Origin of the sequence: Mesorhizobium sp. M0983 (assembly GCF_040318975.1) — a bacterium.
Classification (GTDB): domain Bacteria; phylum Pseudomonadota; class Alphaproteobacteria; order Rhizobiales; family Rhizobiaceae; genus Mesorhizobium.
In genome coordinates this window covers 40,321-61,976 of record NZ_JAMYNH010000001.1, presented here as the reverse complement: position 1 = coordinate 61,976, position 21,656 = coordinate 40,321, and the positions used below count along the sequence as shown (strand labels likewise).

General features: G+C 64.1%; 22 protein-coding genes. 2 read left to right on the top strand and 20 right to left on the bottom strand.

The window, feature by feature from the left end; translation table 11 throughout:
• Nucleotides 1–115 precede the first annotated feature (115 nt).
• The 4 genes from NKH71_RS00450 to NKH71_RS00435 form a co-directional block, all read right to left on the bottom strand.
• Nucleotides 116–2,572: a phage tail protein gene (locus NKH71_RS00450; protein WP_352894108.1), complete on the bottom strand. Its 2,457-nt coding sequence runs from the start codon at nucleotides 2,570–2,572 to the stop codon at nucleotides 116–118.
• A complete protein-coding gene (locus NKH71_RS00445) occupies nucleotides 2,569–3,171 on the bottom strand; it encodes a phage connector family protein (protein WP_352788682.1) in 603 nt (200 codons plus the stop codon). The genes NKH71_RS00450 and NKH71_RS00445 overlap by 4 nt, the downstream gene beginning before the upstream one ends.
• A gap of 286 nt (nucleotides 3,172–3,457) precedes the next feature.
• Nucleotides 3,458–3,703, bottom strand: coding sequence for a hypothetical protein (locus NKH71_RS00440; protein ID WP_352589722.1), 246 nt, complete (start codon nucleotides 3,701–3,703; stop codon nucleotides 3,458–3,460).
• A gap of 213 nt (nucleotides 3,704–3,916) precedes the next feature.
• Nucleotides 3,917–4,099: a hypothetical protein gene (locus tag NKH71_RS00435; RefSeq protein WP_352894105.1), complete on the bottom strand. Its 183-nt coding sequence runs from the start codon at nucleotides 4,097–4,099 to the stop codon at nucleotides 3,917–3,919.
• A gap of 187 nt (nucleotides 4,100–4,286) precedes the next feature.
• Here NKH71_RS00435 and NKH71_RS00430 point away from each other — a divergent pair, with 187 nt between their 5' ends.
• Nucleotides 4,287–4,538, top strand: coding sequence for a DNA -binding domain-containing protein (locus NKH71_RS00430; RefSeq protein WP_352894102.1), 252 nt, complete (start codon nucleotides 4,287–4,289; stop codon nucleotides 4,536–4,538).
• Here NKH71_RS00430 and NKH71_RS00425 read toward each other — a convergent pair.
• Nucleotides 4,514–4,813 carry a hypothetical protein gene (locus tag NKH71_RS00425; RefSeq protein WP_352894100.1) on the bottom strand — a complete coding sequence of 100 codons (300 nt, stop codon included), beginning with the start codon at nucleotides 4,811–4,813 and terminating at the stop codon, nucleotides 4,514–4,516. The genes NKH71_RS00430 and NKH71_RS00425 overlap by 25 nt on opposite strands.
• Nucleotides 4,814–5,186: 373 nt before the next feature.
• Here NKH71_RS00425 and NKH71_RS00420 point away from each other — a divergent pair, with 373 nt between their 5' ends.
• Nucleotides 5,187–6,110, top strand: a complete 924-nt coding sequence (locus tag NKH71_RS00420) for a hypothetical protein (RefSeq protein ID WP_352894098.1) — start codon at nucleotides 5,187–5,189, stop codon at nucleotides 6,108–6,110.
• Nucleotides 6,111–6,150: 40 nt separating this feature from the next.
• Here the strand turns inward: NKH71_RS00420 and NKH71_RS00415 are convergent, their stop codons facing one another.
• Genes NKH71_RS00415 through NKH71_RS00345 form a run of 15 tightly spaced genes read right to left on the bottom strand, consistent with a single transcriptional unit; the run spans nucleotide 6,151 to nucleotide 21,579 of the window.
• Nucleotides 6,151–8,748 carry a hypothetical protein gene (locus tag NKH71_RS00415; protein WP_352894095.1) on the bottom strand — a complete coding sequence of 866 codons (2,598 nt, stop codon included), beginning with the start codon at nucleotides 8,746–8,748 and terminating at the stop codon, nucleotides 6,151–6,153.
• A gap of 50 nt (nucleotides 8,749–8,798) precedes the next feature.
• Entirely contained in the window at nucleotides 8,799–9,212 is a 414-nt protein-coding gene (locus tag NKH71_RS00410) for a hypothetical protein (RefSeq protein WP_352894092.1), read from the bottom strand.
• 12 nt (nucleotides 9,213–9,224) lie between these two features.
• Entirely contained in the window at nucleotides 9,225–10,145 is a 921-nt protein-coding gene (locus tag NKH71_RS00405; RefSeq protein WP_352894089.1) for a hypothetical protein, read from the bottom strand.
• A 9-nt stretch (nucleotides 10,146–10,154) separates the two neighbouring features.
• On the bottom strand, nucleotides 10,155–12,866 hold the full coding sequence (gene gpJ / locus NKH71_RS00400) for a TipJ family phage tail tip protein (RefSeq protein WP_352894086.1): 2,712 nt from the start codon (nucleotides 12,864–12,866) through the stop codon (nucleotides 10,155–10,157).
• Complete coding sequence (locus tag NKH71_RS00395; RefSeq protein ID WP_352894083.1) at nucleotides 12,863–13,291, bottom strand: C40 family peptidase; 429 nt, start codon at nucleotides 13,289–13,291, stop codon at nucleotides 12,863–12,865. The genes gpJ and NKH71_RS00395 overlap by 4 nt, the downstream gene beginning before the upstream one ends.
• Complete coding sequence (locus tag NKH71_RS00390; RefSeq protein WP_352894080.1) at nucleotides 13,288–13,806, bottom strand: DUF1833 family protein; 519 nt, start codon at nucleotides 13,804–13,806, stop codon at nucleotides 13,288–13,290. Before NKH71_RS00390 ends, NKH71_RS00395 begins: the two co-directional genes overlap by 4 nt.
• Complete coding sequence (locus tag NKH71_RS00385) at nucleotides 13,803–14,234, bottom strand: hypothetical protein (protein WP_352516656.1); 432 nt, start codon at nucleotides 14,232–14,234, stop codon at nucleotides 13,803–13,805. Before NKH71_RS00385 ends, NKH71_RS00390 begins: the two co-directional genes overlap by 4 nt.
• Entirely contained in the window at nucleotides 14,231–18,190 is a 3,960-nt protein-coding gene (locus NKH71_RS00380) for a phage tail tip lysozyme (protein ID WP_352894078.1), read from the bottom strand. Before NKH71_RS00380 ends, NKH71_RS00385 begins: the two co-directional genes overlap by 4 nt.
• Entirely contained in the window at nucleotides 18,187–18,555 is a 369-nt protein-coding gene (locus NKH71_RS00375) for a DUF1799 domain-containing protein (RefSeq protein ID WP_352894077.1), read from the bottom strand. Before NKH71_RS00375 ends, NKH71_RS00380 begins: the two co-directional genes overlap by 4 nt.
• A 38-nt stretch (nucleotides 18,556–18,593) precedes the next feature.
• Nucleotides 18,594–18,968 (bottom strand): hypothetical protein, encoded by a 375-nt coding sequence (locus NKH71_RS00370; RefSeq protein WP_352894076.1) that lies wholly within the window; start codon nucleotides 18,966–18,968, stop codon nucleotides 18,594–18,596.
• 53 nt (nucleotides 18,969–19,021) lie between these two features.
• Complete coding sequence (locus NKH71_RS00365; protein ID WP_352894074.1) at nucleotides 19,022–19,948, bottom strand: phage tail tube protein; 927 nt, start codon at nucleotides 19,946–19,948, stop codon at nucleotides 19,022–19,024.
• Between the two features lie 3 nt (nucleotides 19,949–19,951).
• Nucleotides 19,952–20,131 (bottom strand): hypothetical protein, encoded by a 180-nt coding sequence (locus tag NKH71_RS00360; protein WP_352571316.1) that lies wholly within the window; start codon nucleotides 20,129–20,131, stop codon nucleotides 19,952–19,954.
• 1 nt (nucleotide 20,132) lies between these two features.
• On the bottom strand, nucleotides 20,133–20,570 hold the full coding sequence (locus tag NKH71_RS00355) for a phage tail terminator protein (protein ID WP_352795483.1): 438 nt from the start codon (nucleotides 20,568–20,570) through the stop codon (nucleotides 20,133–20,135).
• A complete protein-coding gene (locus tag NKH71_RS00350) occupies nucleotides 20,567–21,151 on the bottom strand; it encodes a phage virion morphogenesis protein (protein WP_352876585.1) in 585 nt (194 codons plus the stop codon). The genes NKH71_RS00355 and NKH71_RS00350 overlap by 4 nt, the downstream gene beginning before the upstream one ends.
• Nucleotides 21,151–21,579, bottom strand: coding sequence for a gp436 family protein (locus tag NKH71_RS00345; RefSeq protein ID WP_352894071.1), 429 nt, complete (start codon nucleotides 21,577–21,579; stop codon nucleotides 21,151–21,153). The genes NKH71_RS00350 and NKH71_RS00345 overlap by 1 nt, the downstream gene beginning before the upstream one ends.
• Nucleotides 21,580–21,656 lie beyond the last annotated feature (77 nt).

Below are 21,656 nucleotides of genomic sequence, written 5' to 3'. Positions count from 1 at the left end.
AAGGACGTAATTACGATTGGTCGGCGGGACAGCGCCCCTCTCTGTCCTGCCGGACATCTCCCCCACGAGGGGGGAGATCGGCCGTCGTCAAGAGTTTCGCCAACCTGCAATGCGTCTAAGGCTCGGCGTCGAACACCGGTGTCATCGCCCTGATCGTGCAGGGCGTCGGATTGACGTGGCGGATCTTCACCCGCCCCTGCCCTTCCCAGCTGTCGTCGATCGGCACCTCGACATTGCCGGTGAACAATTTCGCCATGGCACCCGGAGCAACCACGGACGGGATGCGAACCTGCTCCCATCGGCCGCGGATAAACGACTGGACCTGAAGCCCGGCGATGTCGGTTTCCAGCAGCGAAAGAATGAGCTTGGCGACCTTCTTGCGCCGGCCGACGATCGAGCCGTCGCGGCCGCCGACGTCCAGCTCCAGCGTGTTGGCCTCGGACTGGTAGCCGAGCCCGACCTGCCATTTGGCGGCGGTGGCGCCGCCGGGCAGCATCACCTGGCCGGAAGCGACCGTGAGCCCTTTGTAGACCTTGCCGCCGGCCAGCACGTCGACCGCCTGGCCTTCGAGATGATCGAGGCCGGAGACGACATTGACGGCAGCACCCGAATAGGTCAGCCCGCAGTCGACCTCGAAAGCGTCCTCGATTGCCGCATATTCGAACGGCACGGTCTTTATTTCGATATAGCGCCTGGTCACGCCGCCGATCGTGCGCTTGACGATCAGCCACAGGTCGTCATTGCCGTCCTGGCCGGGCGTCACCACGGCGCTTTCGACAACGGCCCAGTTCGATCCGGCGAAACTTCCGGCGATCTGGTGGATATGCATGCCGCGCACGTCTTGCGACGGCTGGTGCGTGTAGCCGCCGAGTTCGCCATTCCCGAGCGGGAACCAGAGCAGCGGGTCGGGGTCGGTCTGAAAGGCGAGTTCGACGACGCCTTTCTTCGGAATGTGCTCCGATATTTGACCGACGTCGTCGGAGGTGAAGCGGCCGGTGGCGTTTTGTGTCAGCTCGGCGATCGATTTGCGGGAGCGGGTGACATAGAGGAACGACTGCCCCGCATCGACAGGACGCATCGGGGCACAGCCGAAGGTCCGCGACCGGCGGTTCTTGAACGAGGACGGTGTCAGCGCCTCGTCGATGCCGGAGCCGGACAGCGCCCTCACCCCGCCAAGCGTTCCGATGATCAGCGCACCGTCCGATTCCGCCACCCACGTAATGTCATTGGCCTGACCGCCGCCGGCCTGCACGAATTCCAGCGCGTCGGTGTCTTTCTCGCCGGTGGCGAAGTTGTCGAAATCGCCGGTTTGCGAGGCATAGACCGAGAATTTTCGGCTGAACGCCAGGCGCTCCTCGTAAAGCGAACCGCTCTGCACGTACCTGCCGGGCACGAACGTGCCGAGACGCCAGCGGATGATCGGGCTGAGATCGGGAAGAGCATGCCCATACAACTGGACGGTGACCACCGTCATGCTGGTGCGGGCAGTGACCTTGGCCCAGCGCCAGAAGCCATCTGCGCCAAGCAGACGAATGGCGCGGCCGACATCGCTGGTCTGGAATCCAGTGCCGTCGTTGATGCCGACGACCGAGGAGGCCGAGAGATCAAACGGCGTTTGCGACGGCGCGTATTCGTGCAGGGCCAGTTCGGCGATAGCGGTTCCGTCGCTGTCGCCGCCCGAAAACAGCAGCTGATAAAATTCGTAGGCAACCGTGTTGTTGAAGCCGTCGAAGAAGCGGGTTTCCGATTTGGACCAGCCGGTCTCTCCGTCCCGGCTGTCGAGCGTCGTCCAGTCGGTGCCGTTGTGCGAGGCCTGGAACTGCCACTGGGTCGGCGAGACAGTGTCTGAGTGATCATTCGTCGCGGTAATCCAGTAGGCGTCGACTGCCCTGGCCTCGTCGCCGCCGAACTGGTAGCGCAGATACCCGCTCGGAAATCCCGCTATGTCCACCCCCTCCTGCTTGTCGCCGCCGAAAGCCTGCCACACGTCGGATGAGCCGTTGCTGTTGCTGACCGTGCCGCTTGGCAGCGTATTCGAGGCCATAACCGGCATGGCGTTGCCGGTTGCGGCCGGCGTCAAGGTCGTGGCGGTGGTGTTGATCTTGTCGTATGGGCCGTCGAGAAAGACAAAATCGGCGAGCGTCCAAGTCGTGTGCGCGGTGCGCGTCAGCACCTTGACCGGATAATCCTTGTGGGTGATCCACATCTGGTCTGCCGACTGGACGAACTGCAGGTCGAAGAGATCGGCCTCGAGATAAGGGGCCGCCACCTCGACCGTACCGACGCGGGCGCCATAGGCGTAGACGCGGATGTAAAGGTCGCCGAATTCGAGCGCATAGGCCTGATCGGCCGAGAAGATGAACGGGATCAGCCGTGTCGCCTTTGACGGAGCCTTCACCTCCGCGCAAAAATAGGTGCCGCCGCGCTTTCTGATGCCGCCATGCGGCAGCGTGACGAAGTTCGTGCACTTGGACAGCGCCGCCCGGTAGAGCTCAAGCGAGGCGCGAGCGTGCAAGCGGGGAGAAATCTCGCCGCGGATGAAAGCGTCCTGGACCGGATAGAGCGTGGTCATCGGCCGACGAACCTGTTGTCGCCGCGCTGGAAAGCCCAGGAAATCGCGGACAATCTGCCGCCCCGCTGGATGGCATTGGCCGAGTAGGCGGCATCCAGCGCCCTGTCATAGGCGCTGCGGGCGACGTCGATCATGCCGGCCTTGTGGGTCAAGGGATGCGCGATCTTGATGGCGAGCGCCGCAACCAGCACCTCGGTGAACAGCGCGTCCCAGTCGTTGGGGTCGGTCAGGTTAGCGATATAGCGGATGAGGCGCGGCCCGGCCTGATCGGAATAGACCAACCCGGCCTCCTGCCGCCATGAGAGCGGCACGCCGTTCGGCTCGCCATTATGGGTCAGCGGCAAGGGCCGCAGGCAGTCGGCGGGAAGTTCATAGGCAAAGTTCAGCGTGCCAGCGCCGCTGCCGGTGTCGAAGCCGGCGACCGAGGCCGCCAGGATAGCGAAGACATAGGCGTGCTTGGTCAATTCGGCCTCGCGGGTCAGGTCGAAGTGCAGATTGAGCAGACGCGCCGCCTTGGCGTCCTGGTCGAGACTGTCGATCGGCGCCTCGTCGAGCACGGCGAGCGCCATGTTGGCGATATCGAGCGGGGTGATGGCCATGGCTCAGGCCTCTGTCTGTGTGGTTGGTCGGGGAAAACGGGGCATGGTGCCTCCACGGCAAAAAGCCGCTTCAAGGCGGCTGGGGATTCTTTGTGATTGTTGCTTGGGCAGAACGTTGCACGTCTCGTGCATGGAGCCGTCACGATGCCAGCCGCCCGTCAGGGAATGGGTGGCACGTGCTGCGTGATCCGTCTTTTTCCATTCGAGCGAGGAAGACGGCAATGCTTCGGTTGTTGCAGTTTCACGACACCGCCGCGCAATGCGGCGATGTCTTGCCTGGATTGTGTCAGCCGATGCGTGCGCCGGTCGAGATCCCTGTTTCGGCTGACTTGGCAAAGACGCTTGCTTTCACCCTTCCGGCACCTCCCGCCAGAGCCAAGCCCTTGTCCAGGGCATCTTGAAGACTTGGTGTGTAGTAGGCGGTGTCCTCCAGACCGCTGAAGAAGTTTATGCGATGAACTTCCCCCTTCTTGCTCATGACAATGCCCGCTTTTCGGAGCACTTCCTGAACTGTTTTGTACTTCACGTTCATAGTTACCTCCCTTGCTCAGACAAGGCAGCATCGCCCTTTCTTGTAACTGTTTGGTGCCGTCGATTGGCCAAACGAGCAACATGAACGTTGTGGCGAACCGCAAAATTCGCATCACTCCGGCGCGGCGCAGCGGGTGAACTTGGGATTCGCCACACCGGCCGACCTGGTGTCCAGAAGGGGCGGGACGTCTGATGCCCGCCCCTTCCGGCCGGATCAGGCCTCCATCGTCTTCAGCGCGATGAACGTCATGTGCTTGACGCTCGACGCCGTGCGGTCCCAGTTTGCTGCCAGTGCCAGCTCGGCATCGGTGGCGAATTCGCCGGCCGAGGACGCGTCGAGGAAGCGGGTGCCCGGCACATGCGGCACGAAATGCCGGCGTGTAGCGCGCAAAATCACTTGGCACCTCCGCGCAACTTCAGTTGGCACTAAATCGCGCGCTTTCAACGGCCGTTAAAGGTGGTTACAGCGCCGGCCTCTTGACGAGACCGCGAGCAGCGCCAAGAATTCCTGGGCAAGGAAACCCCAGCGAGCGCGCCGGGCCTCCAGCCGGTGCGCATGGAGCAATCCGGAAGGCATGTTCGTTATGAAGCATGGAATCTTTGAAGAAGTTCCGTGGTCGGACTCCATCACGGTTTACGACAAGGAGCATTTCACTATCTACCTGCAGATCCTGGACGCCTGCGCCGAAAATGCCAGCGAAGAGGAGATGGCCAAGCTCATTCTAGGCATCGACCCGGTCCTTGAACCGGTCCGCGCTCGCAAGGCTCTTCGCAGCCATATCGACCGGGCGAACTGGATGGTAACGACTGGCTACAAGGAATTGTTCGCCAGCTGACCCATCGCGAAGAGGCGGACATTCTCAGCCCAGACGTAGCGGTCGATGAACGCCGACCAGTCAAGCTGCTCGACGACGACGCCGGCAAGCCGGACTAGGACACTGGAAGAGGGGACATGATCGGGATCATAATTATTCTCATCGGCGCGGTGCCAGCTGTCCTTGTTCTCGTTCGCGCTGCCATCTCGGCGCGGCGCTTGGGATCTACCCTGGCTATGTGGTTTGTAGCAGCGGGGTTCTTTGCAACATGTCTGTTTGTTGCGTTCCTTGCTCACATCGTATTGTTCCCGGATATAGGGCAATTGCCTTGACCCCGAAAACCGACCCGACAAAGGGCTTGTACGCGGATCAATGAGATGAGATCGGCCCGTCGGCGGCCCTGGAACTACACAAATAGTTGAGTTCGCCACATTGACTTTCCCGCCAAGCGAGCGCGGTAACTGTTGCGGCTGGGGGAAAGTGGCTTTGCGCATCCGAGTGCCGGGCGGCACGGATAAAGATCAAAACCTATCGAGAGCTACGGAACGAGTGAACGGGACAAAAGTGTTCCCGTCATGAGGATCGCCGCGCTTTATCGATCTGGTGGTCGACCAAGCAAACAATGCCCCGGCCGGCAAAAAGATAGATGCATCGGGCGGGGGATCCCACATGAATATCAACGTCAAGCCACCAGTCGGCGGCCAGGTCGACTGGCTTATCGTCTGGGTCTCGCTCCTAAGCGTCTGTTTCTGGGCATTTGTCGGAGGCGAGCTGTTCTGCCGGTATTATCTCGGCCTAGGAACCCCGCCGCTCTCCGTCGCGCATCCGACTATTGAGTATATGTGGGCTCCGAACCAGGACGTCTATCGCTTTGGCAACCATATCGTGATCAATGAGCTCGGCATGCGTAGTGCGCACTTCCCGATCACAAAACCATCCGGCGAATTCAGGGCCTTGGTTGTCGGCGACTCGGTCATCAATGGCGGAGCGCTAACCGACCAGGCCGACCTCGCTACCAACATCCTTTCCGTCGACGGTGCGCTATATCTTAACGCCTCCGCCGGCAGTTGGGGACCGGAGAATGAAGAGGCCTACATAAATCGCTTCGGCACGTTCAATGCCGACATGCTTATTCTTGTCCTTTCGACACACGACGCCGGCGACGTCCCGACCTTCGCCGCACTCAATCCGAAAACCCATCCAACGGTGACCCCCTGGTTCGCACTCTCGGACGCCGCTTTTCGCTACTTTCCTCGATACTTGCGGTGGAAGGAAAAGGATCCGAAGGAGATAGAGATACCGCCGGCGAGGAGCGCTCTCGCGGCGATCACAAGGATGATGCATCTCAAGTTGCCGGTGTGTGTGATCACTCACGCCACTATGATGGAGAATAAGTCCGGAGTTCGCGGCCAAGGCTATGAAGCAAACTTGGCCGCCGCGAGTGGGGTGCCGATCATTGATGATGCCCAGTTCATCAGCGCGGAAACCGGCTATCAAGATATGATTCACCTAAACAAAGTCGGACAGATCGGGCTGTCCCAAGCCATGGCGAAGTGCCGAGCGGTTGTGTTCCCAAAGACCGCACCGCTGTAGAGGAGGCTGACGTCCTGCATCTCGAAGCCCGCGAACGACCTTACGCGATCGATAGCGGCGAAGGAGCGCTGAGCCAGTCGGTCGAACCACCGATGATCGTGCTTGTCCAGTAGCTCATGGGCTTAGGCGCAACACCGCCATTCGAACTGTCGAAGGCCTCGGTGATCCTGCTGCCGACGATGTTGTCACCCTTGGAGAGCATGTTGACGTTGCACAATTCGTAGAGCGTGCCGCCCCCGGTGCCGTCACCCTGGAATAACGACATGGTGTTGCCGACGATGCCGTCAATCACGCAACGCTCGATGTAGAACTGGCCTGCGCTCGCCGCCAGCGTCTCCAGGAAGGCAGGGTTGAAGGCTGCGTTGGAGCCTGTCGCCTGAAGGAGGATCTCGCAGCCAAAGAATGAAACGGTTTCTCCGACCTGCGTCCCCGACCATCCACGACGACATTCGCCCGTCCATATCTTGCTGTCCGAGATGCGGAAGTGCCACACCTCGGCCGACGAGTTCATTAGGACGAGCAGATCGCCTTGTGCGCCGTAGCCGTCTCGGGTCATCCGGCAGTCGTAATAGTCGACCTCCTGCTGGAACCACGCGCCCCTGCCGCGGGCCTTGCAGCCGATGGCCTTGACCGGCCATGTCCTCTCGTCGAAGCGCTCGAAGGTGCCGCCCGAAAGTGCCGACGCGATGAACTTGTATTGGCTGATGATCGCCACCGCATGCTTTGCGGCAAGTTCAGCCAAGAAGTCTATTTGCAGACAACGGCTCCATATGATGCCTCCCATGATGTGTGCGCCGGCGGTGTGGCTGTAGCCGAGGCCTGGCCCCAAGGTAAGCGAGAGAGGCGCCCCCGAGGTCTTGAGCAATGGGACGCCCAAAAACACGAGATTGTCGCCCTTGTGACCAGCGTCAGGGATGTCGCGCGTCAGGTCGCAATAAAACACGTAGGGGTTCATGACGCCGGTCGCGCTGTCGGGCGCATGCTGCGTCGTCAGGCAGTCGCGCATGACGTTCCCCTCTTCGGAGGTGCCGATAAAGCCGATCGCATGATAGCCGCACATGATCGAGCGGACGTTCTCCACCACGCAGCCCTTGGCATTGTTGTGCTTGACCGAATAGCCGGTGCCAGCGGTGGCGGACGGTGTGAAAAACACCGTCAGGTCGCCATGGATGTGCAGGTTCTCATGCACCGCCCCAGTCTTAGTGAAGGCGATGCCATCGGTCGTGTTCGCGTAGCAGGCCAGCGTCTGGACGGTTGCGAGCACAGGGGCGCCTGGCGGATTGATGTAGAGAAACCCGCCGGTGACCGACCACTTGCCCTCGGCCGGCGTCGCCGTCCCGACCGCTTCCTTTTCCAGCAGGCCGTACCATGCGACGCAATCGGCGGCGGCGATGCCCCACTCCGCCAAATCGGCAACGTTGGCTGCGGTGGTCAGGTTGATGCCGGTAACAGTCCCGGCACTGTCGTCCGCCTTGAGATCGTAAGCGGCCGCCGCGACGGTGCCGACCGGCACACAACGGAAGATGCCCGCGCCCATATCGGTCCATACCGCCGTCAATTTCCCGGAAATCCACGTCTCGCCGGCCGCGCCCTTGTTCGTGACCCACTCGATGTTGTTCGGGATGGCGCCGGTGATATTGGCCGTGGGGAACGGCGTTGCCTGGGTCGAATTAGAATAGACGGAACCGCCTGCCACCACTGCTGCGAATGCAGCGGCCAGCGTCGTGTACGCGTTGGCCCAGCTCGACCCGTTGCCCAACCCGACGGCCGAGGGGTCGGCATAGACGATAGGACCGGCAGCGGCCGCGTCGATGCGGCTGAGCCTGACATTGACGCTTGCAAGCAGTGCATCGAGCGTTGCTTCCTTGGTCGCCACGCTGCCGGCCGCGCTCGAAACAGCTTGGTCGCGCCGCAATGCAATTTTCTCGCGCGTGGTGAGGCGTGTGTTCAAGACAGGAGTGCCGTCGCGCGCGGTCGTTATCTCAGCATTGACCGACGGATCTGCCTTGAGGAACTCCGTAAAGGTGATGTTGTCGGTTCCTACCAGGGGAGCCGTAGTGTTTGTGTTGGCCAGGATATAGCCGCCATATATTGTTCCCTGGCGAACCAAAAATCTGGAACTGAGAAGCTCTGCCCCCGTGTCAAGATCGGCTCGGCGCGTCCACGCCCCAGGCCCAGTTGTGTAGACGCCGTTTTGCCTTGGATCGGCGTTATTCCACACCGCGACGTCACTGACTGCTGTCAGCGTGCCGTCGATCACCTGCTCGCCGGTGAGCACGACATTGCCGGTCGTCGCGACAAGCACCGATGCAGAGACAGGCTTGAGGCCGACCGCAAGGGCACCTTCTGCGGCTGTGAGGCGGGTATCCAGAGCGGTGTCGGCCGCCTGGCGACCAGCAGCTTCGGCAGTATCGGCCGCTTGGCGAGCGACAGATTCAGCCGTGTCGGCCGTCGCGCGGGCATTTGCTTCAGCTGCAAATGCCCCCACCGCTGGCTCACTCGCCAAAATTTGCGAAGCGAGATCCGCAATGACAGTTCGCCGGGTGAGAGGGATGCCGTCAACGGTCTTGCTGCCGAGGACGTCATCAAGGGCGCTGCTCAAAGGTATATCCGTGGTCTTCACACCAATTTCGGCCATGTTTGGTCTTTCCGGTCAGGAGGTTTGGATAGCCGCCCAGCGCCTCGCCATTATTCGGCGAGGCCCATGTTTCTGAGGGCAATGGAACGTGCTGCGGCAGTGATTTCGTGTTCGCTCTGTTGAAGGTGGCGGGCGACCTCGGCTTCGATGTCCGAAACCAGGCGCTTCTTGCCCTTGGGTATCGCCGAGACTATCTCGGCCGTCTTGTCCCCCATGACCTTGGCGCGGAGTTCCTCGGCCACAGCCGCGACGCGGGGCACGATGTCGGCCTGCGTCCGCTCCCCAACCTTTGTCGAGCGGCCGATGTAGCTGTAGCCAGATGCGCCCCGGGCCTTCATTTCGGCAATCACGTGGTCGACGGTAAAGCCGTCGTCCCCAGGACCAGCCCAGATGCCGTCGTCGAACTGTTCGATATCGGCAACGTCCTTGCCTTCGATTTTGCGGAAAATCTGCCATTGGGACATAGCGGCGGGTCCTTACGCGAAGGTGGTGAAAAAGGAGGTGATATCGCCGGCCGCGAGCGCGCCGGTGTCGCCATCGGTAGGTCCAGTCGTGAACGCATAGCAGTAGCCAGCCGAGAGGTAGTGCCCCTTCAAGTCGAAGAAGAAGTCAGCGTTTGGCGGAATAGCCTTGACCAAAACCGGAACATCCGTGCCGACCGTTGCGACGGTCGCCTTGTTCCAGACTTTGAAATAGCAGACCGAGCCGCGCGCCGACGTTCCCTCAACGAGATGCACATCGGTCGCCGAACCCTTGGCGGAGGTGACGTTCGTCGAGGCGGCCGCCGAAGCGATGCGGGAGGCAGCATTCGCCTTGCGGTGGCGGTCCCACGAGCTGCCGTTGAACCGCATCGGCAGAACCACCGGATAAACGTTCGAGGCCGCGCCGGTGGCCGACTGCTGGAACGCACCGGCCACTGAGTTGGAGAGGCCGTCGACCCCCGAGGCAGCAATCAGCGTCCCCAAGGCCCGTAGATTGGCATGTGAGTCGACCTGCAGATCACCGCGCTGGCCGGTCGTCAGAGTAGGCAGGGTCGAATTGTATACGCCAGCGGCCTTGACCGGAGGACCGGTATCCGTCGCGCCCGATGCGACGTTGCCCACAGTGATGACGTTCACGGCCGATTGGTCGCTGGCAAGCACCACGCGCCACGACTGTGCCATCGTGCCTTGGCCGAGCGCCGCCGGCAGCTTTGCGAGCAGCCGCTTGACCAGCGCAATCAAGCTCCAAGTCCCGGTGTCGTCGGTCGCGGCGCCATCGGTCTTGCCGCCCAGCGCCTCGTCCATGCCGTCGCGCACGCCATGCGAGGGATGGTGCTTGCCGCCGACCAGCTCGCTGTCGATCGGGACTGTTGCGCCGGTGACAGTGTCGGTCGTGTTGATCTGGCTGGCGGCCATGGTGTCCCTCTAGAGCACGAGCAAAAGGAAAGAGTTCGCCGCCAACGGCGGCACGAAGTCGTCGGCACCGATAATCACGGAAATGATGTCGGTCAGATCGCTCTCGACGCCGGCGACGCTGACCGCCCAGGCCTGCAGCTCGACCTCGTCGCCGAACAGGTAGCCGGTCACGTCGAAGGCGCCCTCAGCCGGCGAGCAGGACAGTGGCGGCTGCCAAACAAGCGCGCCGGCGAGCCTGGTCTGCAGCTTGAAGGCGGCAACGGCGATCGCGTTCGACGTCCCGGCGGAAATCATGACGGTCAGACCGTTGGCGTCGCCGGTGTCGACCGTGCCGGTTTCGATGCCCGTGAACTTCGGTACTGCCGGTGGGATCAGGGACAGGTCGATCTCGGCGCCGACACGGCCTGACCAGGCCGGCGGCACTTCGGCGTCGGTCAGCTCGTCGATAATGGGAGCCGCCGGAAGCATCGACAGCACCGTCGAGTTGTTCTTGCCGCGCGTGATGCCGGAAACGATCAGCGGGATGCTGTCGAGCGAGGCGGGGCCGAAATGGAGGATGTCGCCGGGCTTAGGCTTCTCGCCGCTGCCGGTCAGCCGCACCGCGCCGCTCTCGCCGGCGATGGTGGCGATCGTCCTGACCACGCTGATGCCGATCGTGTCGGCGGCATCGAATTGCCGGAAGCGGATTGCGTAGGTCTCGCCGGCTTCCATGGTGAAGACGTCGTCGATCTCGACGTGATCGCCGCGCACCGCCTTGACGCGCGCCGAATGCATGGCCCGCTTCAGCACATCGCGCGAGGCCACCACCAGGTCGCCGGTGGTTGCCGTGCGCGCGGTGCCTTGCTGCACGGCCGAATATCTGACGGCCCGGTTCATGATCTCGTATTGCCGGCGCCGCGCCTCGCGCCAGATCTCGTCCGGATTGGTCTTGCCGGGCAGCTTCAGCTCCTCGGTGATGTCGATTGCCCCGACATGGCCGGGCCACGGCACAAGGCGCTCGGCCTGCTGATAGTCGTTGGTCTCGTCGATGAACGGCACGCGCAGCGCGTGCGGCGGCTCGAAATAGGAGGGAGACCAGCGGAAGTCGGAGGAATTCCTCGGATTGACGTGGTCGACGACAAGCTCACGCGGCCGGTCGATGACGACGGTCCATTTGCTGCCGTTCCATTTGACGGCGGCGCGGCCGGCGGCGCCGATCGCCGCCAGGGTCTCCCCAAACTTCGCCTCGAAGTCGTGGATGCGGTTATAGGCAAGGCCCTTGGCCGCGCAGAACTCATGCCAGTCCTGGAACGCCGGAAAATCAATCTCGGCATCCGGCTTTGGCCGATACAGGCCTGGGCCGCGCAGTGCGAACAGCGCCAGCGAGGCCGGGTTCCTGGTCGCTCTGACGATCCAGCTGCCGGTGCCTGCGTCCCAGTCGGGCGCGAGGCGTTTGACCAGCGCATTGAAGCTGTCGAGCGTGCCGTTGAGCTGCGCCGTCGATTTGATGCGCAGCGCCTGGATGGCGACCGGCTTGCGGAAATTGAACGGGTATTCCGGCCGCCAGCTCTGCAGCACCACCCAGGTGCAGTTCATGATGTATTGCGGGCCGGACGACGACGCCTGCTCGGAGTCTTTCAGGCGCTCGTATTCGACCTCATAGGCGCCGCGCACCGGGTAATCGATGCGGTCGGCGCGGAAGAAGCCGGCGGCCTTCTTGTTGCGGACGGTAAGGAGAGGCAGCACCGTCCACGCCTCCGTGCCGACCAGCCGATAGCGCCGCTTGAAGGCGACGGCCAGCGGCTTCTTGTCGCCGTCCTCCTCGATCATGATCAGCCCGGCCGGGAACGACAGGATGGCTATCGACCAGGCGGTGTCGCGGGCGGTAAAGCGGCTGATCGGCTTGGCCTCGGAAACCAGCGGCTTGACCGGATCGCCCATGTCGTCGCGGATGAAGGGCCGGTCGAGATCGGCGCCGACCTTTTCCTCCAGCACCTGGCTGGTGACCAGCGACAGCGGCTCGTCGTCGGCATAGCCGAGCCGGGTCTCGAGCTGGACTTCGTCGTACTTGGTCAGCAGCGTGTCGCCGAGCTTCTCCTGGCTGATCTCCAGCGGGCCGTAGCCGTGCAGGAATGTGGCGCGCACATAAAGCCAGTCGCCGACCACCTCGATGTAGGACATTGAGCCGAAAGGCGGCGCGTAGCGATGCGTGCCCATGACCACCGGCACTGGCGCGTCGGGCGTGAACTGGTTTTGCCAGCCGGCGATGGCGAAGGTCGATTTCTCGGGCTTTTCGGGGCCGGGCAGCGGCAGCAGCGCATTGATCAGCAGCCCGCCCAGTGCCGTCAGGCCGAGGGTCAGGACGCCTTTGGCCAGGCCGGCGAGCGCTTCCGATCCCAGCAGAGTGGCGCCAGCGGGGAAAAAGAACGTGGCGATAGCCGTCGCGGCAACCGTTACGAGGATCTGCAGCACCGATCGCAGCGCGGTGCTGCCTGGGATGACGCGGATGACGACATGAACGCCGGCATGCGGCCGCGCCCGGTGCCAGAGCGCGCGCGGCACCACCTGGACGCCGTCGCCCCTGACCAGCGCGACGCGGGTGCGCTCCAGCACCGGTCCGGCAGCACCTGGAAGCGCCATGGCTACCATTTCGGCGATGGTCATCCCTTCAGGCAGCGTCAGCTCGACGCGGGCGTGGTCGGGCTGGAAGGCGATGGGTGCGGCCGTGACGTGGACGCTCATGCGCCACCTCGCCAACGGTAGACGCCGGTCAGGCGGTGTTGCCAAGGCGAGCCATCGTCGAAGCGCTCGATCTTGGAGCAGTCCTCCTCGACCATGTGCATCATCAGCCCGGGCCTGAGGTAGAGGCCGCAATGGGCGTCGAGGCGGCCGCGCCGGAACCAGAGAATGTCGAGCGCCTGCGGTGTCTCGACTTTCAGCCAGAGCGCTGACTGCGCTTCGCGGGCGACGATGCCTGCGATCTCCCGCCGCTCGGCCGCGCCGAGGCCGGCATAGGACGGCAGATCGTTGCCGGCATGCTCGGCATGGACCAGGCGCACGAAACCCCAACAGTCACAGCCCGACCAGTCGCGGCCTTTGTCGGCAAAGGGTAGCCCGATGAAGGCCTGCGTCCAGCGAAGGTCGCCCGGGGCTGTCATCAGGCTCATCGGTGCAGCCCCGGAAAGCGTTCCTTGGTCATGCGGTCGGCCGGGTACGGCTCGTCGGTGATCGGCTCCATCGAGAACTTGATCGACACCTGGCCGCTGTCGCCGTCGGCCTCGGTCATCAGCAGGCCGATCCATTCGGCCTCGACGTTGTCCGGGCTCGACGCCAGGACGATCGCCATGTGGCAGGTCGCCTGCACCGTGGTCGCGGTGAGGATGTCGGCGATGTCGCTGTCGAGGATCTCCAGCACCAGCGAGGCCTGCGCCGGCGCGTCGTCTTCCTCGTCGGGGACGAGCGCGTCGAGCATGATAAAGAGAAACGGCGAGCCGTCACCGGTACGCCAGGTCGAGCGGGTGCCGTACATCAGCGGCTCGACCGAGATCCTGTCGGCATTGTCGGACGAAAGCCGCACCGGGGCATCGAGCAGCGGATGTTCGATAATGACCAGCACCACCTCCAGCTCGTCGGTCGCGACCTGGTCGAGAGCCAGACGGGCATTGAGCGAGACGCGCCTCATGGCATCACCGCGATCTCGAAGGAAACGCGCCACTGGACGCTGCTCGGCGAGCTCGGCGCGCGTGCCGGCATCTGCTGGCCGATGAGGCAAAGCCACGTCTCGGCGATCAGGATTGGGGTGCCGTCCTCGGTGGTGAGCGGCGTGCCGTCATCGGTCAGCAGCGGCAGGCCGTCCGTGTCCCATGCCGGCATCAGGAAAGGCTGCGTGCCCTGCTTGATCTCCTCGTTGTACCAGCGGTCGAAGCGGGCAAGTTGCGCCCTGGTCAGCACCGTCGAAAACGCCACGGTGTCGGCGACCGCCGAGAAGCGGCGCCGCACGTTCGGCGGGCCTGCGTCTTCGGCTCTGCGGGTGCGGCCGTCGCCGCGCGTCACCTGGTAGGGCGCGCGTTCCGGCCTCGGCAGCTCGGGCGGGTACCAGACCAGGCTCATCGGCGTTTCACCGGCTGTCTGGCGCCGCGCGCGTTCAAGGTGCGATTGGCCGCACTGCCCGGCCTGTTCATCTCGGCCGCCATCTGCTCGCCGACGATCACCTCGGTGCGGCGCCCGCCCTTGCCATCGTCCGTCTCTTCGGTGCGCACACTGCTGTTGCCGTAGTTGTGCACTACCGTGTCGTGCCTGAACTCGATAACCGCCCCGCCACCGCCGCCGGCGCGTGATCCTGACCGAGGCACCGGGTAGCCACCTTCCATTTGGGCGCCGGCATCTTCGAGGCGGCCGTGGCGCCCGGACCTGGCCGAGCGCCGCAGATTGTCCAGGAACGGAACGCCGAGCGCGCGCACCACGGGCGCGTCCATGACGTACTCTTGTTCGTGGACGAGGCCGGCGACCTTGTTCGGGTCGCTACCGCCGGTCGGGCCGCCAACATCGTAGAGGCCGGCGGTGCCCGACTGGATCGCCGACCAGGCTGCCGGCGACCTGAAGAAGCCACTGATCATAGACCAGATGCCGGAAAACCCGGACAGACCGCCGCCCGCCGGCGCAGCCGGGAACTGGCTGAGCGCATTGCCGAGCTGGCCGAGCCCGCCGCCGAAGGTGCCGAGGTCTTTCGTGGCGACGTTTGCCGTGCCCTGGAACCTGGCCAGCGCGTCCTGCGAGGCGGTCAGCCGCTTTTGCCAGAGTGCGATGTTTTCCGGATTAGCCTGCGACCAGCCCTCGGCCCGCTCGAAGCCGGCGAAGGCGCCGGTCGCGGAGCGAACATCGGTCGAGCCCAGCAACCGCTTCAGCACGCCGCTCTCCGGCCCCTGCAGCTCCTTCCAGATATAGTCGAGCTGCCCGCCGACGCCCGGCACCTTGCCGCCATTGGCCGACAGCAGTCCGGACAGCCTTCCGCCCAGCCATTGCGGCAGGCCGCTGGCGCCACCATTGGGGTTGACGGCATTGGGGTTGAGCCCGCTTTCGGCGGTCAGATTCCCCATGATGCCGGCGATCTGGTGCGACTGGAGACCCTTGCCGGCGAAGAAATTCCAGATCTGGGCGCCGATGCCGCTCTGCGACGTGGCCGACGCGGCCGCGCCGCCGGTCGCGCCGTTGTCGTTGGCGCCAGAGAGCAGACGGGTAATCGCGCCCAGCGGACCGCCACCAGTACCGCCGCCGATGCCCAGCGCGCCGTTGATGTTGACGACACCGGCCTGCACGTCCATGGCCCCGACCGACTGGCCGCCGGCGGGCTGCGGACCGCCGAGCAGCGTGCCAATGAAGCCGCCAATCCCGCCAATGCTGTCCAGCGTCGGCAGGCCTTTGTTGTAGACCGCATTGGCAATCGGGTTCTTGATGCCGAGCTGGGTCAGCTGCTTCAGCACGTCGTCGGCTGCACTCTTGAGAACGCTGTCGATATCGGCAAAACCGCCCACGGCGCTGTCGACGATGTTGCCGATCGCATCGACGCCGGTCTCGCGAACGTCCTCCCAGAGCTGCTTCTGCTGCTTGAGCAGCTCGTTCATGCGGATCATCGCCGCAGCCTCGGAATTGAGGTCGACTGCGAGGCCGGCTCCTTTCAGCCGGTCGGCCACCGTCGCTTCGATCGGCGAACGTCCGAGCTGGTCGCGCTCGAACTGCAGGTCACGCGCCAGATTGGCGCGGGCCTTGGCCTCCGCCATTGCCGACAATTCCGCCGTGTTGGCGCGCATCGCCTCGGCTTCCTTGCCGTAGAGGTCGATGCCGAGCTGGCGGATCTGCTGCTCTGTCGTCAGGGCGGCGATGACGCGATCATGGGCCGCGGTACTCGCCCCGACCAGCGCAAGCTCGGCGCGCTGGGTCTCGATATCCTGACCCTGCTCGAAGATGGCGGCGCGAGCCGATTGAATGGCGCTGAGCCGGCCATATTCGGCGGCTTTTTCCCTGATGCGCCGGATCTCGGCCTCGTCGGCAGGAACGTTGTTTCGGGCGGCTTCCTCGCGGACCGCCTGTTCGAGCTGAAAGGCCATGCGCAGCCCCGCCGCCTCGGCGGCCGTCTTGCCGACCAGGCTGATCTCCAGCTGCTGCGCGGCAACCGTCTGGTCGAGCGAGCGCAGACGCTCCTTCTGCGCGTCCACAAGGCTCTTCGTCGCATTGGCCAGTGCAAGCTTGCCGGCGATGTCGATGCGGTCGGCGCGAGCGGCCGCGCTCTCGCTGGCGTTGATCTGGGCGCGCGCCGCGGCCTCGGCGGCGGCCTGTTTCTCCACCGGCGATCTTGCGTTCATCTCCTGCAATTGCGCCTGGAAGCCGCCTATGCGCTGGTTGTGAGCGGCGTCGTCCGCCAGCTTCCATTCGTCATAGGCCTTCATGTCGCGCTGGTTGAATGCGCTGCCGCTCCTGATCAGGCCGCCTGGACCGATATTGCGATCGTACTCTTGGACGGCCCGCTGCGCCTCGGCGAGAGTCGCGGTGAAGCCTAGAATTTCCGCGACGCGTTTCTTGAGCTCGGCGGATGCTCCGGGGGCTTGGCCCAATGCCGCAACGGCATCGTTGAACTTGACGACATCGGGATAGCCGGTCTGGGCGGACTTGATGAACTGATTGACCACCGGCTCAAGGCCGCCGATCTTGTAACGGTCGAAGATCTGGAACTGGTCTTGCGGGAGGCCGGAGCCAGGTATTCCAGTGAAGGCTTCCGAGCCACCGAACTGATTTTGCAGGTTTTGGCCGGTGCCCGCGTCCACCGATTTTCGGAGTTCGTTGACCGCCTGCATCGATTGGAACGACAGAACGGTCTGGGACTCCCGGCCAACGCCACGCACGGCATTTTCAGTGTCTTTCCAACCCTCGCCGACTTTCTTGATGAGATCGAGATGGTCCTTCAGCGCCCCGTCGAGCGATTTGGTTGCTTCGCGCGACAGGAGCGAATAGGCCGCAAAGGCGGCGCCGGCCACGCCGACACCGGCCGCGATCAGCCCGACCGGCCCGACGAAGCCGATGAAGGACCTCGCCGTCGATGCCAGCGATGCCCTGATCGCCGCCAGCGAGCCGCGCAGACCTTTCGGCCCGCTCTCCAGCGCGTCATAGATTTGGCCGGCTTGCGATGCGAAAATCATCATCGGCGACGCGCCGAGCGCCCACATGGTGACGACGTCGTTGCCTTGCCGCGACAGGTTGAGCAGCTGCGAGGAAGTCAGGCGTGCCGCGCCTGCAACGGAGCCCAGCCCCGTCACTATCTGGCCCGATGCTCGGCCGAGCATCGTATAACGATCGTTCAGATTCGTGAGCGCCAGATCGTATTCCTTGGCGCTGGTGAAGGCGCCGACCCTGTGCGCGTTGTTGAGCTCTGTCAGCTCGGCCTCGTATTGCTTTGAGGCGGCATAGAGCGGGTTGAAGCGGGCCCTCAGCCGGTCCAGTTCGTCGCCATAAGCAGCGATGTCGGAACCGCGATCGGGCACAATGGTGACCCGGTTGACCATGGATTGCGCAGCATTTTTCTGGGCTGCGGCCAAGCCAGTCAAGGCGCTGATCTGGCTGTTGAGGGCGACCGTCTCTCGCAAACGTGCGTCGATCGCCAAGGAGCCGCTGATCGCACCAGTGCGCTCAGCCTGGTTGATTGCCTCGACTGCCGTCCGATACCGCGTCTGCGCCGCAAACAATGGATCGTAAGTGGCTTTGATCCGGTCAAGCGCCGCCCCATAGGCCGCTATGTCGGTGGCGCGTTGCCGATAGGTTGCGTCGTCGGTCGGTCCCTTCATGCCGGCATAGGCCGCCACGATCCCCTGGATGCGCTTCTGCACCGCCTCCTGGCCTGTCAAGGCTTCAGTCACCCGACGTGACGATGCCGCCGCCTGGTCGTTGGCGGCGGTGAGCGCCGCCGAGGTGCGGGCCGCCTCGACGCCGACCGTGCGGACCGACGCTGCCGTGGCGCCGGCCGCCGCAGTCGCACCGGCAGCGTCGCCGCTGATGACGAGGGCGAGATTGAGGCTCACTCGCGCACCTCGTTCATGATTTCGCGCGCGGCGATCTCCATGTCGCGCAGATCATTGAGCAGCCGGCCGTCCGGATAGCGCTTCTTCTCACGCTTCGGCCGCGCCCGCAGCAGTACAGCGGCCGCCGCATAGTCGATGCCGAGCCAGTAGAGCAGGCCCTGCATGCCGCGCGCGACGACGCGCCACTGTGTCTCGCAGCCGAGAAACAGCACTACCGATGGCATGTTGATGTCCCACACTTCGAACACGTCGCTCTCTTCGTCGTCGTCTGCATCATCGGGCAGGTTCTCGGGCGGGACGCCCAACGCCTCGGCATCCTGCCGCGCCTGGTCATCGGGCCGCGAAGGGCGGGTCGGGTCGGTCAAGCCTTCCCGTGCCAGCGCCCAGGCGCGCGCGGCCTCTGTCAGTTTCCCTTTCGGGCCGCCGGGCTGGCGAGCGAACTGGCGTAGGCGTTGTAGAGCCCGACCCGGTACCAGGTATCCTGGAGCGCCTGGCGCAGCAGCTCCTCGGAGAATTCGACCGGGTTCTTGTCGTCGCCGATGACGTCGCGCCAGTTGCGGCTGGCCTTCATGATCAGATCGTGCTGGCGAGCGCTCTTCTCCTCGGCCGTCGCCAGCGCCGCGATCTCTTTTTCGAGTTCCTTGGCCTCGTCTTCGCTGACGCCGACGAACTCGTGCATGTAGCTCTGGGTTTGCCACTTGCCGGGGTTGACCGGATCTGGGCGCTCGATCTTGACCGGCCACCAGTAGCGATATTCCTTGGTCATAACAAATTTCATGGGGGCACTTTCCTGAGGTTTGAACGGCGGTTTTAGAGGCGTTGAAGCCGTCTTTATTTGACGGTGATCTTCAGCTCGGTGGAGCCGAGGCTGGTCAGCATCAGCGGCAGCGAATAGTTGCGGATGTTGTCGCTCTGGCCCTCTGCCGGCCGGCCGATCTGCACCTTGTCGCTGTCGATCGCCACCGTGTTGCCGCCCACCGTGCCGTGGGTAAGCGCCAGCGCGGCCTTGGTGTGGGCGCGGGCGATCGAGAACCAATCCTTGGTGGCAAGCGATGTCGCCTTGACGACGGCGGTACCAGTCACTGAACGGTCGGTGATCTCGATGCTCTCCTCGCCAATCAGGTGGCGCGGCACGACCTGCGAGCCGGTGTCGATGTTGAGGCTCTCGGCGATCGCGGTCCAGCCATGCAGCGCCATCACCGTGTTGGCCTTGGAGACCACCACCGGGTCGATCCACATTGTCTTGGTGACGACGGGCAAGGCTTCATCGGTGATGGTCCCGACCAAGCCTTTCATCGAGAATTGGAAGCGCGGGATGCGCTTCGGTATGAAGCCGAGCGAGACGCTGCCGCGCAGGCCCAGCAGCACATGCTTGACGCCATCGGAGTTGTAATAGAGCCCGCTGCTCTCGAAGGCGTCGTGGATCAGATCATACTGGACGTCGACGCCGGCCGAGATCACCTGGGCAAAGCCGCAGGAGCGCAGCAGCGGGCCATAGGCCGGTGCCGTGCCGAGGGCGCCGGCGCCGGCGATCTCGACCGAGAAATTGAACTGGCCATAGTCGCCGGTCAGCAAGACGCCCTGGTGCCCGAGGAACGGCTGCATCAGATTGCGAGCCTCCTCGTCGCCGGCGAGCGGCGTGAAGACCGCGTCGGAGAGCTGGATGTAATTGGCGGCACCGGTCGGCACGGCATCGACGCCGTACGTGGCATCCATCTTGATGAGGGCGGAAAGCTTCTTCCAGCGGCGGATCGACATAGTCTATTTCCCCTTCCTGGGCGCGCCGGTTTCGGCCGCCAATGGTTCGTCCGTGCCCGCCGGTACCGGCTCGGCCTCCGTGCCGGGCGGCGGCGCGGGCTCGGTGCCCTCGATCCGCTCCAGCGTTCCATCCTTGTGCCGGTTGTACGCACCGCCGGCGATCGGCGTTTCGATCTTTGCCATGTCAGCTTTTCTCCACGAGGTAGTAACCGGCGCCGAACAGCTCGCGCTGCCAGACGTGGCCGTTCTTGGCTTTGAGAAGGTTCGACGAGATGTGCTCGACAACGTCGGCATTGTTGACGCTGGTCGGCTCGAAACCGATCAAGGCGCCGCGTACCGCGTCCTTGAGGATTTCGATGTCGTCGGCAGCGGCCCCGCCGGTGCCATCGGAGACGTTGCGGGTGACGATGATGACAGCGACATCAGCCTCGGTGCGCTGCAGTACGTTGCCGGTCATGCGCTCGTTTTCACCGCTGTGCTCTTCCTCGACCAGGACGAAGGCCGCGGGCGTCGTCTTCGGTTCGCCACTGAGCGAGGCCCAGGCGGCGGCGCCTGCAATCAGCCGAAAGAGCGGCGGGTCGATATCGCGCAGGCGCTGCTGGAATTCTGCGGACAGCGTCATGGCCGGGCTCCGCCATCGGCTTCGGCGCGAAAGGCGTCCTCGGCTATACGCAGGATCTCGGCCTGGTCCTCCTCGTCGACGTAGAGATAGGGCCGCGCCGGGATGGTGATCGAGTGCGCGCCGATCGAGACGCGGACCGTTTCCTTGCGCTTGCGCGAGGCCTTGACGAAGCGGCGGCCGCGATTGGTCTTGCCGAAATGCAGATCCTGCTCGCGCGCCGGGATCTTCACCTCGCCGCCGAGCTGCTGGATGGCGGCATAGAGCAGGTTCGTTCCGACCGCCGCTTCGGTTTCCGTCGCCTCGCCGGTGATGGAGCTGTAGAGCCGGTTGGTGACGCGCAGCATGTGGCCATAGCCGCGCTGGCCGCGCCCGATGCGCTTGGCGGCCGTGCGCGGGCTGAGCCGCTGCCACTTACCAGCCGGGCCGGTCTCGCGCTCGAAATGCCGCTGGGTCGAGGTGACCAGGTATGCGGCGATCGCCGACATGATCGTCCTGGGATGTTCGGCCAGGCGCTCGATGCGATCGAGTGTCGCCAGCACGGCCTGGTCGACGAGGCGGATCTGGATGCCTTCGGTCGCCATCAGAAGCCCCGCAGCTTGTCGCGGGTGAACACGCGGTTCGGCGCACTGGTCTTGATGGCGCCGCCGCCGGCCTGTTCGGGCGTCTCGCCTTCCTCCTCGATCAGGACGAGACCCTTCGAGACGTCCTTCAGCCAGGAGATCGCGGCGGCGAAGTTGCGCGAAACGATGCTGTCCTTGTCGGCCGCCTCGCCATGCAGATAGTAGCGCGCGAGATCCGCAGCGACCTTCACCAGGACCGGAGGCACGACGTTAAGCGGCAGGGTGAACTGCTTGCCGATATAGCCGTCGATGACGCCGTCGGCGTCCGCCAGGGCGCGGCCGACCACGACGCCGTCGATCGTGCTCGGCGGTATGTTCGTCCGATCCGTGAGCTGGATCAGTTCAGTGGCGCCGAAGCGGTCGACCAGATCCTGTTGGACGGCGTACATCAGGCACCCACCACGAAAAGCCAGATGAAGGCGGGCCAGGCGAGGAGCGCCCCGGCCCAGTCCAGGACCGTAAGCGT